An 18,225-nucleotide genomic window follows, 5' to 3' on the forward strand; every position below is an offset into this window, starting at 1 on the left:
AGCACGCGATGTGCTCCCTTTTTTTGCGTTAAATAGGCTGGTATTTAACACCCTAACCTTTTAAACTACTTAGCCATTGAATAATTAAAAAATATTATGGCTTCAGCAACTTTTACTGTACAGCAAGATACAGCACTTACAAATTCGCACTTCACATTAAGCGTAGCGCAAACAGCGTCATTACGTAGTCAATTAAAATCACAACGTGGCATATTAAATTCTAATAATATTAAAGTATTATGCGCGCAACTCAATGTGTCTGATGATGTATTACTACAAGGTTTAGTACCTTTAGCTTCTGAGTATGCCGTTGCGCCAGTGTCAGATTTTCATGTAGGCGCAATTGTTAAAGCGCTTGATGAAAAGGGTGAGGTAAACTTTTACTTTGGTGCGAATGTAGAGTTTGATCATCAAGCATTGAGTTTAGTGGTTCATGCAGAGCAATCGGCTATAAATAACGCATGGTTAAACGGCGCTAAAAAAATAGTTAAAATTGCTATTAGCGATGCGCCTTGTGGGTATTGTCGCCAGTTTATGAACGAACTAGCTGATGCGAAAGAGTTTGATATTTTACTTCCTGATCAGCAATTTAAACTTGCTGAATTACTGCCGCATTCATTTGGACCTACCGATTTAGGTAACGAATTTAGCTTATTTAACCCAAAACCACAGCAAGGTAAGTTTAGCTTTGATGGCCTTGATGAAACCCTTGCGCGTTTTGCACTTAATGCGTATGTGCCTTACAGCCAAAACTTTAGCGCCGTAAAAATAAGTACATTTAGTGATGGTGACTTTTACGGAAGTTACGCAGAAAACGCAGCGTACAGCCCAAGCTTGTCGCCACTGCAAAGTGCACTAAGTCAGTTCTTTTTAGCTGGGCTTAGCTTTAACGAAAGTACGGTGAAGGGAATAACATTGCTCGAAACAGCGGGTCGTGAAAACCAGTCGCAAGTGGCAAAAGCTGTACTTGCCAGTTTTACGCATTTACCAGCACTTAAAGTAATTAGCGCACCACTTAAATAGTGGCTTGCATACAATAAAGCACAGCCGGAGCTGTGCTTTATTAAAGCGAGTCATTCTATCGAATTAAATAACTCACTAACTGCTATAATCTGTATTAATCAAGTAATACTTTAGCTGCTTCTAATACGACTGCTACAGATTTACGCTCAATTTCACCGTGGTCTACATTTGGTATTTCTTGGCGAGTACGGTTAACAAGTACGCCTGCTACACATGCTGCTTGTAATCCAAGGGCTGCACACATAGTAAATAATGTTGCCGATTCCATTTCGTAGTTCATCACGCCCAATTTTTGCCACTCTTCGCAGCTACCTTGTAGTGATTTAGGAACGTAACCAGAGTGCGTATCGTAACGCTCTTGCCCTGGGTAGAATGTATCGCTTGATGCAGTAATACCAATATGAAAATCGATATTTAGGTTTTTACATGCTTGTACCATAGCTTGTGTTGCATAAAAGTCAGATACAGCAGGGTAGCTAAGTGGTGCAAAGTGTTGGCTAGCTCCATCTAAACGTACAGACGCTTGGCTAATTAAAATTTCGCCTTCGTTAATGTGTGGCTGAATTGCACCGGTTGTACCAATACGTAAAAATTTACGCACGCCAAGTTGTGCTAATTCTTCTACTGCAATCGACGTAGATGGACCACCAATACCTGTAGAACATATAACCACAGAGTGGCCGTTTAATTGACCTAAATAAACATGAAACTCGCGAGTTTGAGCAAGGCAGGTTGGGTTGTCTAGGAATTGTGAAATACGTGCTGCACGATCTGGATCGCCCGGTACAATCGCAAGTTTTGCACCTTTAAGATCGTCAATACATAGTCCTAAGTGAAATACCTTTTCCATAGCTAAGCCTTTTATAATAATTTGTTGTCAATCTAGCATCATTGCTAGAAACGTTTATTAAGTACAGGACGATTGTCCGTTTTATCTTAACTCTTCCAATAAAGCCTTAATAATTTTAAGGGCTAATTTGATTTATTCACCAACTATGAATATTCACTCAAGTACTTATATACGTAGCCTTGTTGCGCTGTTGACATGTTCAAGCAGACATAATAAGTATCACTCAAGCGCGTAACTACGATTAAATGGATGATTACAAAGTTTCATTAATATCAAATAAATTCAATGGCTTAATCTTGTAGTGAACACGTAAAAACTAACGTGTTTACTTATATTAAGCACTGACTTATTTAGCAAAGTGACATTTATTTGAAGTTTAGGCACTTTTAGTGATTTTGCATAACTAATCAAAAGTAATCAAAACTAATTAGCTACGTACAGAATAAAAACCGAAGGAGTTTATTATGAGCACACAATTTGAAGCATTTAAAAACAAAGTTGAGCACTGTTTGTGCGCACCGGGCGATGGCGTATACACAGTAAATACTGCAAAAGAGCGCAAAGCCGCACTGCGTAATAAACTTTACGGACAAACTGAAAACGTTGATAACTTGTGGCGCGAGTCTTTAAACGAATTACCAAGCTCACCACATAAAGCCGTTATGTTAGGTATTAGTTCAGACTGTGGCGGTGGAATTTTACGCGGTGCAAACTGGGGGCCATTGTTTGTGCGCTCAGCATTAATTGATCAGCATCCGCAATGTCATTCGTTTGATTTAGGCGATGTACGTGTAATCCCACATTTACTTCATGACAAATACCTAAATGATGCAACCATTTCTAATTGCCAAAAAGCTTTATATGGTGATGAAGATAACGATTATTACGTAAGCCCATTATCAATCACTGAAGATGTCTGCGACAGTTTTTACGCAACGTTTAAAGATAAAGGATTATTTGGTATTGGTGGCGATCACTCAATTAGTTACCCACTTACTAAAGCGTACTTAAAAGCAAAACGTGAGCAAGGTAAGCGCACGGCTATTATTCATTTTGACGCGCATACCGATTTACTTGTGGAGCGCTTAGGTATTGATTTATGTTTTGGCTCGTGGTGTACACATATATTAGAGTTTTTACCGGCACCGCATCATTTAATACAATTTGGTATACGCTCAAGTGGCAAGCCTAAAGCGCACTGGGAAAGTACCTTTGGCGTTAAGCAACATTGGGCACATGAAATCATTGAGCGCGGCGCAGCAGCGGTTGCTGCCGACGCTATTGCACAATTAAAAGCCGATAACGTTGATGAAGTATATGTAAGCTTTGATATTGATGCGCTTGATGCCGAGTTTGCATCTGCCACAGGTACGCCAGAACATAATGGTTTAACACCAAAGCATGCGCTTGATATTTTATCAGCCATTGCGGATGAGTTTCCAATTACGGGGGCTGATATGATGGAAATAGCGCCATTCACCGACAGTTCGCTTGTCGGTCAGTCTAGTTCTGAAACAACACTCAGAGAAGGCGCTAAAATATCGGCCTTTTTAATCAACGCAATGAACAAGTAAATTGGTCGTGCTTATACACTACTAAAAACTAGCAGTTCGCAGAGCCTCAGCTATATTTATTAATGTACTTATCATGAGGCTCAGTTAAATGAAGTGGTTTATCTTTTTACTGTGCGTTATCTGTATTAAGGTTAACGCCACTGAAATTACAATAGTAACGGAAGTATTTCCGGACTTTCAGTACATCAATGAAGATAACAAACTCATTGGCCGCTCTGTAGATAAAGTTCATAAAGCGCTAGAAGGGTCAGGTATAAATTACACTATGTTTGCCTATAGTTGGGCCATATCGTACAACGCAACATTACGTGATAAAAACACCTGTATATTTTCGATAGTGCGACTCCCCAATAGAGATAATAAGTTTACTTGGATAGGCGAGCTAGAAAGCTTTGACTCTGCTATATATGGGCTTAAGTCCAGAGGTATAAAGTTAAATACTCTCAATGATGCCAAAAAGTATAAAATAGCAGTACTGCGTGATAACTTTAGCCATCATTATTTGTTAGAGCGTGGCTTTAGCGAAAGTAAGCATTTATTACTTATAGATAGCCTAGACAAAATAGATAAACTTATTAGTACTCGCGACGATATTCTAGATTTTGTTGTGCTTAGTAAAAAGCAATTTGACTATCGAATTCAAGCTGAGCCAAGGCTTAAATTACTTGAACCTGTTCTGAGTTTGAATACAACACAATCCCCTTTGTATTTTGCTTGCAATATTAATATGGATCCTGCCTTAGTTACGCAATTAAAAGCTGCATTTAAAAATATTAGAACAGTAAAATAAGTGATTTTATTAATATAACACCATGAAATATAATTACTTTAATATATTTTTTAAATTTAAATTGCTGCGTTTAAAAAACCGACTATAATCAGCTGCTTTTGTTTCAAAAGCACTAACTTTTTTGGAGCGTTAAATGGGTGATTTAATCGGGATTAGCTTATTGATCTTGATCAGTGCGTTGTTTGCTATGTCAGAAATAGCAATTGCGGCGTCGCGTAAAATAAAACTGCGAGTAATGGCAGATGAAGGAAATATAAAAGCAGCAGCGGTATTAAAGCTACAAGAAAATCCAGGGGCTTTTTTTGCCATGATCCAAATAGCACTCAACGCGATTGCTATATTGGGTGGTATTGTGGGCGAGCAGGCTTTATCTCCTTATGTTGAAAGCGTGTTGGTACTATTTTATCAAGGCGCACATGTAGAGAAAATTAGCTTTTTATTTTCGTTTTTTACTATTACGTCTTTGTTTATATTGTTCGCCGATTTAATGCCCAAACGCTTAGCGATGATCATGCCAGAAGCAGTCGCTGTGAGAGTGGTGACTATAATGCGTTGGGTGACCTTTGCCTTAACCCCGTTAGTGATGTTTTTTAATGGTGTAACTAACTTTGTACTGCGCTTATTTAAAGTACCCGCAGAGCGGGAAGACAATGTAACAACTGAAGATATTGTTGCGATGATGGATGCAGGTGCTGCATACGGAAGCTTGCAAAAGCAAGAGTATGAATTAATAGGCAATGTGTTTGATTTAGAAGCGCGGTTTTTATCAAGTGTAATGACGCCACGCGACCAAATTGTCTATTTTGATTTAAACGAATCGAGTCATAATATTGCGACTAAAATTATTGATCATCCTCATAATCACTTTTTAGTGGTGTCAGGGAGCTTAGACAAGTTACATGGCTCTGTTGAATCAAAAGATATTTTACGACAAGTATTAAAAGGTGAAGCAGCCAATATAAATGATGAGTTGATTGATAAAGATGTTTTTTATTTACCCGAGACATTAAGCCTATCAGAAGCATTAAATGCCTTTAAAAGTGCAGCCAAACCGTTTGCCGTTGTTGTTAATGAATACGCTTTATCGGTCGGTATCGTTACGGTAAAAGACTTAATGAAAGGCTTTATGGGGGATTTAATAACTCACCAAGGCGATGAATTAATTATAGAACGCGATCAAGACTCTTGGTTAGTTGATGGTTTAACTCCGATTAGCGATTTAGCAAAACTGCTGGACATAGAAGAGTTTCCTGAGCAAATGCACTATGAAACCGTTGCAGGCTTTTTAATTTACAATATGAAGCGAATACCCAAGCGTGCGGAACATTTAACCTTTTCAGGCTTTAAATTCGAAGTGGTTGATGTAGAGGGTATTAGGGTAGAGCAGTTATTAGTTTCAAGAGTTATTACTTAGCACAGTGCTAATATCCTTTAAAATAAGGTGCGCTTTAGTTTTTATATAAATAGCCAAGCTGTATTTGCTTGGCTTTTTTGTGTCTGTTAAACACTTCGTTTCTAAAATGAGATATTATTTCAATATGTTCAGTTGTTTTATTTTCATACAGTCTTGATTCTATTTTCATCTAATTAACATTAAATGCAACCTAAGACGTATATTGTACTGAGGAGTGTAAGTTTGTGTAAATTTCTTCTAATTAAGATTCATTCTCAGCGCGTTTTAATTTAGAATGATCGTTCACTCTAAACTAAAAGGTATTTAACATGCAGCGTTCCCGCATCGCTTTATTTGTATTGTCCGCCCTCGTAGGTTCTGTTGCTTTAACTGGTTGTGACCAAGCAACTGAGCAGTCACAAGCTTCAGCTCCTCAAGCTGTGCCAGTGGGTGTACTGACATTAAAAAGCCAAGCGCTTACTCTCAAAAAAGAACTTCCTGGGCGTATCAGTGCATTTCAAATTGCTGAAATTCGCCCACAAGTAAGTGGTATTGTGCAATCTCGTTTATTTGTCGAAGGTAAAGAGGTTAAGCAAGGCCAAGCACTGTATCAAATAGACCCAGCTACATTTGAAGCAGACCTTGCAGCAAGTGAAGCGAGCGTTGCACGCGCAGAGGCAAGCATCGCCAGCTCTAAATCAAAAGCATCACGTTACGGCGAACTCTTAAAAATCAAAGCAGTGAGTCAACAAGATTTTGACGAAGCGGATGCTGCGTACAAACAAGCAAATGCTGAATTATTAACGGCTAAAGCTCAGTTAAAATCAGCGCAAATTAACCTTGATTACAGCCATGTGTCTTCCCCTATTAGTGGCCAAATTAGTAAATCAAGCGTAACAGTGGGTGCACTAGTAAGTGCAAATCAAAGTACAGCACTTGCAACGGTGACTCAATTAGACCCAATTTATATTGATTTAACACAATCGAGCAATGAGTTGACGCAACTTAAAAAAGCGATTGCATCTGGCCGTTTAGGTATTGATGCAAACAGCCAAACAGATGTTGAATTAATAATGGAAGATGGCTCGGCGTATTCTCACAAAGGAACGTTGCAGTTCTCAGAAGTGACTGTTGACCCAAGTACCGGCTCTGTAACTTTGCGCGCTAAATTCCCTAACCCTGAAAAGCTATTATTACCAGGCATGTATGCACGTGCATCTATTGTTGAAGGCGTTAAAGCGGATGCGATTTTAGTACCGCAACGCGGTGTAAGCCGTAACAACAAAGGCGAGCCAACAGCAATGGTTGTCAGTAAAGACAATAAAGTAGAAAGTCGCGTGTTAAAAGTGGATAGAACCGTTGGTTCAGATTGGCTTGTTACTGATGGCCTAAGTGATGGCGATAAATTAATTGTAGAAGGCTTACAAAAAATTCGCCCGGGTGCGCCAGTGAGTCCTTCTGAAATTCAGTCATCTACAAAAGCTGATAAAGCGCAATAACGGAGAGTTGTAATGTCACGATTTTTTATCGACAGGCCCATTTTTGCATGGGTACTGGCAATAGTAGTGATGCTAGCAGGTATTTTGGCTATACAAAGCTTGCCAATTGCACAGTATCCGTCAATTGCACCGCCAGCAATTAGTATCACGGCAACGTACCCTGGTGCATCTGCACGTACGCTTGAAGATACGGTTACGCAAGTTATAGAGCAAAAAATGAAAGGGCTTGATGGCTTACTTTATATGTCATCAACGTCTGAATCGAGCGGTTCAGCAACGCTTACACTTTCATTTAGTGCCGAAACAGACCCTGATATTGCACAAGTTCAAGTGCAAAATAAATTAGCGACTGCAACACCGCTTTTACCTGAAGAAGTACAAAGGCAAGGTGTCGTTGTTGCAAAGTCTGCTCGTAACTTTTTGATGGTATTAGGTTTTGTGTCTAAAGATGGCAGTATGACTAACATCGATATTGGTGATTATGTATCATCAAACGTGCAAGATATTGTTTCACGTGTTGAAGGCATAGGTGAAGTGCAATTATTTGGCTCACAATACGCTATGCGAATTTGGTTAGACCCTTCAAAACTGCAAAATTACAAACTAACGCCAGCGGATATTAGCGCCTCAATTAGCGCGCAAAATGCACAAGTATCTGCGGGGCAATTAGGAGGGATGCCATCAGTTGCTGGGCAGCAACTTAATGCAACGGTGACAGCGCAAAGTCGTTTACAAACGGTCGAGCAGTTTGAGAATATTTTAGTAAAAACAAATCCTGATGGCTCTTTTGTCCGCCTTGAGGATGTTGCACGTGTAGAGTTGGGTGGCGAAAGCTACCGTGTTGTAGCACGCTACGATGGACAACCTGCTTCGGGTTTAGGTATTAAATTGGCCAGTGGCGCGAATGCACTTGATGCAGCGGCAGGCGTTAAAGCCGCAATTGAAGAGTTAAAACCTTATTTTCCTGAAGGGTTAGATGTAGTTGTACCCTATGACACCACACCATTTGTATCTTTATCAATTGAAAAAGTAGTTCATACGCTTATTGAAGCGGTTATTTTAGTGTTTGTCGTCATGTATTTGTTTTTACAAAACTTCCGAGCAACGCTTATTCCGACCATTGCCGTGCCTGTGGTATTGCTTGGTACGTTTGGTATTTTGTACGCATTTGGTTATTCAATCAATACGTTAACCATGTTCGCGATGGTACTTGCCATAGGCTTACTTGTGGATGATGCGATTGTTGTAGTCGAAAACGTTGAGCGCTTAATGACCGAAGAGAAGCTATCGGCACTTGAAGCTACGCGTAAATCTATGGATGAAATTAAAGGCGCGTTGGTCGGTATTGCCATGGTACTTTCTGCGGTATTTATACCAATGGCGTTCTTTAGCGGCTCTACTGGGATTATTTATCGTCAATTTTCTATAACACTTGTATCTGCGATGGGGTTATCGGTTTTAGTGGCCCTAATTTTAACACCTGCATTGTGTGCAACGCTTTTAAAACCAAGCCATGTACATAACAATAACACGTTATTTGGCCGATTTTTTACAGGCTTTAACCGTGGTTTTGATAAAACAAACTCAGGTGCACAAAGTTTTGTGGGCCGTATGCTTACGCACTCTAAGCGCTATCTGCTTATTTATGGCGTGATTGTGGGCGGCATGGTTTATGTATTCTCAAGCTTACCAACGGCATTTTTGCCTGACGAAGACCAAGGTATTTTGTTTAACCAAGTGTCATTACCGGCTGGCTCCACAACACAAGAAACACTTGAGGTTGTTAAAAAAGTAGAGAACCATTTCTTAAATGATCAATCCGAAGCAGTAAACGGTATTTTTACCGTGACTGGTTTTAGTTTTGCAGGTTCTGGCCAAAACTCAGCGATTGCGTTTGTTAACTTTAAGCATTGGGATGAGCGTCAGCGAGATGATTTATCTGTTAAAGCGGTTGCAGGTAAAGCAATGGGCTACTTTTCAACAATAAAAGAAGCCTTTGTCTTTGCATTTCCACCGCCGGCAATTGTTGAGCTGGGTACGGCCAATGGCTTTACTCTCTTTTTACAAGACCGTGTTGGCCTTGGACATGATGATTTATTAGCGGCAAGAAACCAATTATTAGGTATGGCGAGCCAAAGCCCAATTTTAGCGGGCGTACGTCCAAATGGACAAGAAGACATGCCAGAACTTCAACTTGATGTAGATTTAGCTAAAGCTGAAGCACTTGGTGTTTCACAAGGCGATATAAACAGCACGCTTGCCACTGCTTGGGGGAGTAGTTATGTAAATGACTTTATAGACCGTGGTCGCGTGAAGAAAGTATACCTACAAGGTGATGCGCAATCGCGTATGGTGCCTGAGGATCTAAACAAGTGGTATGTGCGCAATGATAATGGCGACATGGTGCCGTTTTCAGCTTTTGCTAGCTCGTTTTGGACATACGGTTCACCACGCTTAGAGCGTTACAATGGTTTTTCAGCAATGGAAATTCAAGGTAGTGCAGCGCCTGGTTACAGCACGGGACAAGCAATGGATGAAATGGAGCGATTAGTTAAACAGCTGCCTAATGGTATTTCGTCTGAGTGGACCGGTATTTCATTCCAAGAGCGCTCAAGTAGTGGTCAAGCACCCTTATTATATGGCTTATCGCTCTTGTTTGTATTTTTATGTTTAGCCGCGCTTTATGAAAGTTGGTCGGTACCATTTGCGGTAATGATGATTGTACCACTGGGTATATTTGGTGCGATTATGGCGGCACTCGCTGGTGGTTTATCTAACGATATTTACTTGCAGGTAGGCTTGTTGACCACCATTGGTTTGGCATCTAAAAATGCAATACTCATTGTTGAGTTTGCGATTCATAAAATGGAAGAAGGGCTTGGTTTAGTTGATGCTGCTATTGCAGCTGTACGCTTACGTTTGCGCCCAATACTCATGACTTCGATGGCCTTTATTTGTGGTGTTTTACCACTAGCAATAGCCTCAAGTGCGGGCTCTGGTGCGCAGAATGCGTTAGGTATTTCGATTATTGGCGGCACACTCGCATCATCAATATTAGTTGTTGTATTTGTACCGTTATTCTTTGTGTTAGTTCGCCGTATATTTCCTGGTAAAACTAACGAAACAACAAAGGAGAGCGCAGAATGAGCATTAAAACATTCAGCCTAAGTGCAATTGCTTTATTGGTGCTAAGCGGTTGTCAATTAGCGCCAGAGCAAAAAGACCTTGTGCTACCAGTATCTGATGCTTATGCATCAGGTACTGCGCAAAGCGCTGCGCAGCAATTAAATTGGCAGCAGTTTTTTAATGATGAAAAACTACAAACGTTAATTAGCCAAAGCCTTGAGCATAATAAAGACATGCAAATTGCAGTGCTTAATGTGCAGCGTGTGCGTGGTTTGTATCAAATTGAAGACTCTGCTTTGTATCCGTCTCTTGATTTAAACGCATCAGGTACGCGTCAGCGCTTACCTGCTGATTTAGCGGGGACTGGCGATGCTACTATTAGCTCGCAGTACAGTGCAACAGTGGGTATTACCTCCTACGAGTTAGATATTTGGGGCAAAGTGCGTAACCAATCAGCGCAAGCCCTGCAAAATTTATACTCTACAGAGCTTAGCCAATACAGCACGCAAGTGTCGTTAATTTCAGAGTTGGCAAATGCATGGCTCAATTACGCGACGGATTTACAACTGTTAGAGCTTGCAAAAGAAACGCTGACTTCTCAGCAAGAGTCATTATCGCTTACGCAAAAAAGCTTTGATTTAGGTGCAGCTTCTTCAATTACCCTTGAGCAGCTTAGAAGTACAGTTGCTACAGCAAAAGTAGACATAGCAACGTACAAACGTTTGTTAAAGCGTGATAAAAGTGCCTTAGATTTATTAGTTGGTAAATCTGTTTCAGCTGATTTACTGCCTAATAAAGACCTGACTAACTTGATCAGTATGCCAGAAGTACCCGTTGGTTTACCGTCTGACTTGTTATCACAGCGCCCTGATATTAAAGCCGCTGAGCACTTAATGCTTGCTGCTAATGCCAATATTGGTATTGCTCGTGCGGCGTTTTATCCAAGCATAAGCTTAACAGCCAATGCGGGGTCTGCTTCAAGTGACTTAAGTGGCTTGTTTGATTCAGGCTCAGGTACATGGAGTTTTGTGCCGACAATTAGCTTACCTATTTTTAATATGGGACGTAACCAAGCAAATCTTGATGTAGCAAAAGCAGATCAAGAAATTGCAGTGGCAACGTATCAGCAAAAAATTCAAAATGCGTTTCGCGAAGTTGCCGATGCACTTGCTGATAGAGAAGGTTACCAAGAGCAATTAAGTGCCCTTGATATGCTTATAAGTAGCCGACAAATCACGTTTGATTTATCAAAAATGCGTTACGAAAAAGGCGCAGATAGCTACTTGCAAGTACTTGATGCTCAGCGTACGTGGTACGGCGCTGAGCAGCAGTTAATTGCGGGTCAGCAAGCGTATCTTGCGAGTCAAATTAACTTGTACAAAGCGCTTGGTGGCGGATGGAATGTAGCCAGTGAAACAACTCAGGAAGAGAAATAATATTTGCGGCTTTTAAAGCCGCATTACATATTTATATGGCGAGACTATTTATAGCTCTTGCTTTACTGAGTTTATGACTTGGTAGTGGAGTTGAACATGAAGCCTAAAGCAAAAAGGCAAACAGATCCCGCGATAGCACTTGCTAGGCGTGAGCAAATTTTAACAGCTGCTGCAGAGTGTTTTCGCCGTAAAGGTTACCACGGTGCAGGTATGGCAGAAATATCTAAAACGGCAGGGATGAGTGCAGGCCATATTTATAATTACTTTGAAAGCAAAGAAGCCATTATAGAAAGCATTATTGAAAAAGATATGGAAGAAATGTTCTCTATCTTTCAAAAGTTTGAAGATCACCCCGGTGATGTTTTAGCAGCTCTTTTAGATGGCTTAAATATTGGTGTGCAACGACACATGGATACGGGCTCGTGTGTTATTGATTTAGACATGATGGCAGAAGCAGGTCGTAATATGAAAGTCGCTACTCTTTTGCGCGAAACTGATATTCAAGCAAGAGGGCGCATGAGGCAGCTTTTAACAAGCGAGCGAAGTGCGCTCAAAGACATTGATGAGCTTGAACTTGAAAGCCGAATTAATGTTATATTTTCGATGATGGCAGGGTTATTACTCAGAAAGTTACTTTACCCTGAACTAACCGAAGAAACGGTACTTATAGCGCTTCGCCCTGCGATGAAAACATTACTGATGCCATTTGATAAAGCTCAGTAACGTTAAAAATAGATGACTAAAAGTAAGCTAGCCAATACCTTGGCTAGCTTTTTTATTTTAGCCCACAAATTTGTCCATTAGTATCTCCTTGCTCTTTTGCGCTAAAAAGAGGACGTTGGGTATCGTTATCCACAGTGGTCCTGTTTTCTTATTATCATTGAGTAAACGGTTGAAATGGTGATTTGGAGGCAAAAATTGCTATTCAACTTGAATTTTGGTTAAGAGAATTACTAACGTACTGAACCATATTTATTTTTCTCTTACCATTTATTTTCCAGAGTTCAAGTTATTTATACTGGCTGAGTTATACGTTAATACAAGCGACAACCGTTAAGATATTGAAACTAAACATGTAGGTATAATTTATTCACATGTCTGTAAAAAGTGCACAAAGAATGAGTTCACTTGAGGGAGTGTATTTTATTATTTTAAATATCAGTTGGTTAAGATATATTTTTGAGTTTTAAGTGTTTTTTATATGGCGTGATACTTGCAAAATAATTTATACAGCCGTTTAAATTAAGATTAAAAAACGGGATTATTTATAACAAGGAGAAATTATGTGGGCTGCAATTGGTTATTCACTTTTAGCACTACTGCTTATTTTTATTGGTTGGGAAGTGGACTCTGTTTATTTTGCTATTGTTTTTTATTGGACTGCACTGTCACTTTTATTAGTGAGTACTGCATATATTTTTAATACTGCAAAAATATTTAGAAAACGTGAAAATGGGGTGATCCCTTTTTATATACGCTGGGCGTTTGTGCCATTTCTGCTTGGTGTACAAATCTATAATGCTTGGTCACGTAAGCGCGATAAAGTACCGCCCATTCAACAAATAAACGAAAATCTATTTTTAGCTTGCCGATTATTCCCCTCAGATATAGATACATTAAAAAGTAACGGGATCACGGCTATTTTAGATGTAACGTGTGAATTTGACGGCCTCGAATGGAGCTCTACGCAAGAAAGTATTGATTACTTAAATATTCCGGTACTCGATCATAGTATTCCTACCCATTCGCAGTTAAATCAGGCTATTAATTGGATACATCACCATATTAAAGAAAATCATCGCGTTGTTGTACATTGCGCTTTAGGGCGTGGGCGTTCAGTTTTTGTTATGGCGGCTTATTTATTGAGTCAAAATAAAAATGCAGATGTACATGAAGTGCTTGCACAAATAAAAGAAACCCGCGAAACCGCAAACTTAAATAAGCATCAGCTTCGTCATCTAGCTAAACGCCATAAAAAAGGCGAACTGCTGATTAAAAACAAAGCCGTTTTAATTGCAAACCCTGTATCTGGTACACGATTATGGCAAGAAAAAGAGCATTTAATTGTTGCGCGGCTATCGACCTATTACGATTTGAAAGTGCTTACTACTTCAAAAGAGGTTAATGGTATTGAGCTTGCTAAACAGGCAATTGCGCAAAATCCAGATATTATAATAGCGTGTGGTGGCGATGGTACCGTAGCAGAAGTTGCAAGCATACTTGTAAATACACGATGTAAACTAGGTATCATCCCAATGGGTACAGCGAATGCACTAGCCCATGTATTAATGGGTATTAGCTCTAAATTTATTCCTGTAGAACAAGCTTGTGATTTAATTATAAATGGTCAAACAAGTTTAATAGATACTGCTTATTGCAATAATGAACTGGTATTGTTGCTTGCGGGTATTGGCTTTGAGCAGTCAATGATTGAAAAAGCAGATAGAAAATCCAAAAATAAATCAGGGCAACTTGCTTATTTGAACGGCTTTTTTCAAGCCTTTAACGAGCAAAAATCATTGTTACTTAACGTAAAGCTTGATGACAATGAACCTCAAGAAATTTGCACCAATAGCTTTATTGTGGCTAATGCTGCGCCTTTTACAACGTTATTGGCGCAAGGTGGCGGGCAACCTGATCATAGTGACGGACTACTCGATGTAAATTGGTTAACACCAAATAATGAAGATTCAACTACAGTACTAAGTATTGCAGAACTGATGTTTAGTAGTTTAACGCAAACACATTTAGCAATAAATTCGCACCATACAAATGCTAAAAGGGTCGAGGTTACAGGCGAAGGAGAGCTTAAGTATGTACTTGACGGTGAGGTTAAAACAGCTCAAAAACTGGTTATTACTATTGAACCAGCCTCATTAAATGTGATTTGTAAAGAGCAATAAATCGCGCTTGCTACAATCAAAAAAGGAGCTAAATTAGCTCCTTTTTTACATCATTTTTTAATTGATGGCCAAACAAACCCTGTAGTATCCGGCGCTTGAGAAGATGTTTCTCTCGGTGCACTTTTTGGGCTACGAATAGGTTTGTTATTTATAGTGTGAATATAAAGTGCTTCCACTTTATCGCGAGCCCAAGGCGTTTTACGCAAAAACTTTAAACTCGATTTAATGCTCGGTTGATCAGTAAAGCATTTGATTTTTACTTGCTCGCCAAGTGTTCTCCAGCCAAGTCGCTGTTCTAACTCAACAAGTATTTGTTCTAACGTTACCCCATGTAAAGGGTTTTTAGGTTGATTATCCATAGCCATACTACTTATTTAAACTGCGTGCATTGTAGCTCAAATCAGCTTTTAGCGCTAATTCACAGTGATTGTTTTAGGAACTGTTGGGTAAATAGCATTACCTTGTTTATCTATTTTAAGCCAAATGAGTTGGCTGTTACTGTGCTGGGGTGTTTTAGCACCGCACAAAAGTGTAAATGAGTGAATTTGTATTAACGCCCCTTCGCTATAGCGTTTGTTGTCATACCAACAGTTTGATTCTTCATTTACAAACTGGTTTGCATCAATAATTGAATGGGTTTTAAGCGTTGTTGCTTCACTAAGTATTGAATACGATAAGCTGCTAAAACAAAAACATAGAATTAAAAAGTTACGCATTAGAGGCCTTTAAATAGGGGGTAAAAATAATACATTAAGCTAAAAAACGTGCTAGTGTAAAGTACACAAAGTGATTTAATTATAAACTTAGTTATTCACAGAACAATAAAAAGGTGCACACAATGCAATTTAATCAAACAATGATCGAAGAATTCACACTATTAGCAAAATTCCCTCGCGACAGTAAAATGCAAGGTATTAAATTACATTCAGACGCAGAGCCAAGCTTACTTAGCGCAGCGCAACGTTTATTTGAAAAAGGGATTATAGATAGCCCAGATGGCGGATATTTAACTGATCTGGGCTTAGATTTAATTGAGCACGTTACGGTTATTCATAGCGCGCTACAAAGTTAATCTAAATTGGCTTAATTTGCATCGGGTTGATTTTGCGGTGCAGCGTCATTAAATGCAGCTAATTTATTACAGTGTTCGTAAATGGCTGCAATTTTTGGATAAGCGCTCATATCTACGTTAAAACGAATTGCATTAAATACTTGCGGCACTAAACAAATGTCAGCAAGTGTTGGTTGGTCACCAAAGCAGTAGCCATCATTTTCGTTTAGCATCAGTTCTATTTTTTCAAAACCAACTTCTATCCAATGTCGATACCATTTATTTTTAGCCTCGTCATCAACACCTAATTCGTTTGATAAATACTTCAGCACGCGTAAATTATTAACAGGATGAATATCGCAAGCAATGGCAAAGCTTAAGTTTCTTATTTGCGCCTTTTGCCACGCAGTCCCTGTAATTAATGGCGATTGCGGATAAGTTTCATCTAGCCATTCCAGTATTGCAAGCGATTGTGCTAAAACACCATTATCGGTTTCAAGTGCAGGTAGTAACCCTTGCGGATTAGTCGCTAAGTATTCTTCCCCAAGCTGCTCCGATTTTAAAAGGTTAACAATAGCAAGTTCATGATCGATTGCTTTTAAGTTAAGCGCTATACGCACTCTATAAGCCGCTGATGAGCGAAAGTAGCTGTATAATTTCATAATTAATCCTGTGAACCTGTAAATTGTTTTTTAATAGTACGCCAGCAATCGGTGTAGTTTAGTTGGCGCTCTTTACCTTCTAATGCATATTTTGTCGGTGAAATTATATAGCGCGACTCAAACATAAAGGCCAATGTGTTTTCGTATTTTTGTGGTGTAAGCTCAGCGTTTGAGGCTTTTTCAAATACGTCGGCTTCAGGTCCATGTGGCGACATACAATTGTGTAAACTTGCGCCACCAGGTACAAAACCATGCTCTTTTGCATCATACACACCTTCAATCAAGCCCATAAATTCACTCATAATATTGCGGTGATAATAAGGCGGGCGAAATGTATTTTCGGCTACCATCCAACGCGGTGGAAATATCACAAAATCGACATTTGCCATACCCTCAGTAGCAGAAGGAGAGGTTAGCACAGTGAATATAGATGGATCGGGGTGATCAAAGCTCACTGTATTCATCACATTAAAACGCGATAAGTCGTATTTATAGGGCGCACTATTACCTGTCCATGCAACCACATCAAAAGGAGAGTGCTTAATTTCACAGCTAAATAAATTACCGTTAAATTTAGAAACAAGCTCAAAGTCACCTTCTTTATCTTCAAAGGCAGCAACGGGGTATTGAAAGTCTCTGTCGTTGGCATAACCGTTTGCACCAACAGGTCCTCGCTCGGCAAGCTCAAGAGCATGGCCATAATTTTCACAAATATAACCACGGGCTGTATCGTCAATTAAATCAACAGAGAACTTAATTCCTCTGGGAATTACAGCAATTTCACCTGGCTTAATGCTTAACTTACCGCACTCGGTGTGAATTAATAACTCACCTTGCTGAGGAACAAACAACATTTCGCCATCGGCATTGCAAAAGTAACGTCCTTGCATTGACCGATTAGCGACATATACATGAATGCCAATACCAGATTGCCCATTAGCATTGCCATTAGCTGCCATCGTTACCAAGCCATCAATAAAGTCAGTAGACTGTGAAGGCATATCAATAGGATTCCAACGTAGCATTGTTGGTGGTGTTACGGCTTCAGTGATTGGAGCTGTTCTTATTAGGCCGTTATCAATTGCTTGGTAATCTCCTTGCACTACAGACGGACGAAGACGGTAAAACCAAGTGCGGCGATTTGAAGCGCGAGGAGCCGTAAACGCAGTCGAACTAAATTGCTCGGTGTATAAATCGTATTTAACCTTTTGTGGGCTAAATTGCCCTATTGGCAGTGCACCGGGTAGCGCTTGTGTTTCAAATTCATTACCAAAACCGGTCATATAACTTAATTGTGTCGCCATTACTGACTCCTGTGAGAGGGGGTTGGTTTAATATTATTTTTATTTCAGTTAAGATACTCTCAAGTGAGACTAATATCAAATGTGCAAGTATGCACCTGCGTAAATATTAATGAACACCAAAGTAAGCCTTATAAAGCTGGGATAACCAAAAATGAAAATTGATTTAGCAACGTTTTTACCTTATCAATTAACGAATGTAGCAACACGTGTAAGTAACGACTTTGCCGAGGTTTATCAAACTAAGTACGGTTTAAATATTCCCCAGTGGCGAATACTTGCTAACTTAGCGCAGTATGGCCAGAGCAACGCAAAGGATTTATGCACGCAAGCAAACATGGATAAGTCGACAGTGTCGCGTGCGGTAAAAGTTTTAATAGATAAAGGTTTAGTGAAAAGTGAGTTAAATGCACAAGACAAACGCGCGGCCTTACTTGTACTGAGCAAAGCAGGGCAAAGCTTATATGAAAATATAGCGCCCGATGCACTGAATTGGGAAAAACAATTACTGAGCACTTTAACCAACGAAGAATACGGAGTATTAGTGAGTATTTTTGAAAAGTTAAATAATAAATTAAAAGCATAAAAAAGCCCACAAAGTGGGCTTTTAAAAAATG

General features: G+C 39.6%; 16 protein-coding genes. 11 read left to right on the top strand and 5 right to left on the bottom strand.

Going from position 1 to position 18,225, the window contains the following annotated elements; all coding sequences use genetic code 11:
* The first annotated feature begins 96 nt into the window (after positions 1–96).
* A complete protein-coding gene (gene cdd / locus LOS73_RS06090) occupies positions 97–1,023 on the top strand; it encodes a cytidine deaminase (protein WP_033029778.1) in 927 nt (308 codons plus the stop codon).
* A 94-nt stretch (positions 1,024–1,117) separates the two neighbouring features.
* Here the strand turns inward: cdd and udp are convergent, their stop codons facing one another.
* A complete protein-coding gene (gene udp, locus LOS73_RS06095) occupies positions 1,118–1,873 on the bottom strand; it encodes a uridine phosphorylase (protein ID WP_007375563.1) in 756 nt (251 codons plus the stop codon).
* Between the two features lie 464 nt (positions 1,874–2,337).
* Between udp and LOS73_RS06100 the strand changes: the two genes are divergently transcribed.
* The 8 genes from LOS73_RS06100 to LOS73_RS06135 all read left to right on the top strand — a co-directional run bounded on the left by LOS73_RS06100 (position 2,338) and on the right by LOS73_RS06135 (position 14,594).
* Positions 2,338–3,447 (top strand): arginase family protein, encoded by a 1,110-nt coding sequence (locus tag LOS73_RS06100; protein ID WP_007375562.1) that lies wholly within the window; start codon positions 2,338–2,340, stop codon positions 3,445–3,447.
* A gap of 88 nt (positions 3,448–3,535) precedes the next feature.
* Entirely contained in the window at positions 3,536–4,237 is a 702-nt protein-coding gene (locus tag LOS73_RS06105; RefSeq protein WP_457934675.1) for a substrate-binding periplasmic protein, read from the top strand.
* A 133-nt stretch (positions 4,238–4,370) separates the two neighbouring features.
* Positions 4,371–5,651 carry a polyamine export protein PaeA gene (locus LOS73_RS06110; protein WP_306724651.1) on the top strand — a complete coding sequence of 427 codons (1,281 nt, stop codon included), beginning with the start codon at positions 4,371–4,373 and terminating at the stop codon, positions 5,649–5,651.
* 308 nt (positions 5,652–5,959) lie between these two features.
* The gene (locus tag LOS73_RS06115; protein ID WP_007375558.1) at positions 5,960–7,129 is read left to right on the top strand and encodes an efflux RND transporter periplasmic adaptor subunit; all 1,170 of its coding nucleotides are present in this window, start codon (positions 5,960–5,962) and stop codon (positions 7,127–7,129) included.
* 12 nt (positions 7,130–7,141) lie between these two features.
* Positions 7,142–10,276, top strand: coding sequence for an efflux RND transporter permease subunit (locus LOS73_RS06120; RefSeq protein WP_033038161.1), 3,135 nt, complete (start codon positions 7,142–7,144; stop codon positions 10,274–10,276).
* Positions 10,273–11,691, top strand: a complete 1,419-nt coding sequence (locus LOS73_RS06125; RefSeq protein WP_033038160.1) for an efflux transporter outer membrane subunit — start codon at positions 10,273–10,275, stop codon at positions 11,689–11,691. The genes LOS73_RS06120 and LOS73_RS06125 overlap by 4 nt, the downstream gene beginning before the upstream one ends.
* A 96-nt stretch (positions 11,692–11,787) precedes the next feature.
* Entirely contained in the window at positions 11,788–12,414 is a 627-nt protein-coding gene (locus LOS73_RS06130; RefSeq protein WP_033029791.1) for a TetR/AcrR family transcriptional regulator, read from the top strand.
* Positions 12,415–12,974: 560 nt separating this feature from the next.
* Positions 12,975–14,594, top strand: coding sequence for a diacylglycerol kinase family protein (locus LOS73_RS06135; RefSeq protein ID WP_033029794.1), 1,620 nt, complete (start codon positions 12,975–12,977; stop codon positions 14,592–14,594).
* 50 nt (positions 14,595–14,644) lie between these two features.
* On the opposite strand, the gene LOS73_RS06140 is transcribed toward LOS73_RS06135, so the two are convergent.
* Both LOS73_RS06140 and LOS73_RS06145 read right to left on the bottom strand, forming a co-directional pair.
* Positions 14,645–14,953 carry a VF530 family protein gene (locus LOS73_RS06140; protein ID WP_033023078.1) on the bottom strand — a complete coding sequence of 103 codons (309 nt, stop codon included), beginning with the start codon at positions 14,951–14,953 and terminating at the stop codon, positions 14,645–14,647.
* A 54-nt stretch (positions 14,954–15,007) separates the two neighbouring features.
* The gene (locus LOS73_RS06145; protein WP_033029801.1) at positions 15,008–15,310 is read right to left on the bottom strand and encodes a DUF1496 domain-containing protein; all 303 of its coding nucleotides are present in this window, start codon (positions 15,308–15,310) and stop codon (positions 15,008–15,010) included.
* Between the two features lie 122 nt (positions 15,311–15,432).
* Here LOS73_RS06145 and LOS73_RS06150 point away from each other — a divergent pair, with 122 nt between their 5' ends.
* Complete coding sequence (locus LOS73_RS06150) at positions 15,433–15,666, top strand: TIGR02647 family protein (RefSeq protein ID WP_007375551.1); 234 nt, start codon at positions 15,433–15,435, stop codon at positions 15,664–15,666.
* A gap of 11 nt (positions 15,667–15,677) precedes the next feature.
* Here the strand turns inward: LOS73_RS06150 and maiA are convergent, their stop codons facing one another.
* Together maiA and hmgA are read right to left on the bottom strand one after the other, a co-directional pair.
* The gene (gene maiA / locus LOS73_RS06155; RefSeq protein ID WP_007375550.1) at positions 15,678–16,307 is read right to left on the bottom strand and encodes a maleylacetoacetate isomerase; all 630 of its coding nucleotides are present in this window, start codon (positions 16,305–16,307) and stop codon (positions 15,678–15,680) included.
* Between the two features lie 2 nt (positions 16,308–16,309).
* Positions 16,310–17,611 (bottom strand): homogentisate 1,2-dioxygenase, encoded by a 1,302-nt coding sequence (hmgA, locus tag LOS73_RS06160; protein ID WP_007375549.1) that lies wholly within the window; start codon positions 17,609–17,611, stop codon positions 16,310–16,312.
* 151 nt (positions 17,612–17,762) lie between these two features.
* Here hmgA and LOS73_RS06165 point away from each other — a divergent pair, with 151 nt between their 5' ends.
* Positions 17,763–18,194, top strand: a complete 432-nt coding sequence (locus tag LOS73_RS06165; protein WP_007375548.1) for a MarR family winged helix-turn-helix transcriptional regulator — start codon at positions 17,763–17,765, stop codon at positions 18,192–18,194.
* Positions 18,195–18,225: the final 31 nt, after the last annotated feature.

This window comes from Pseudoalteromonas sp. SCSIO 43210 (assembly GCF_054133285.1).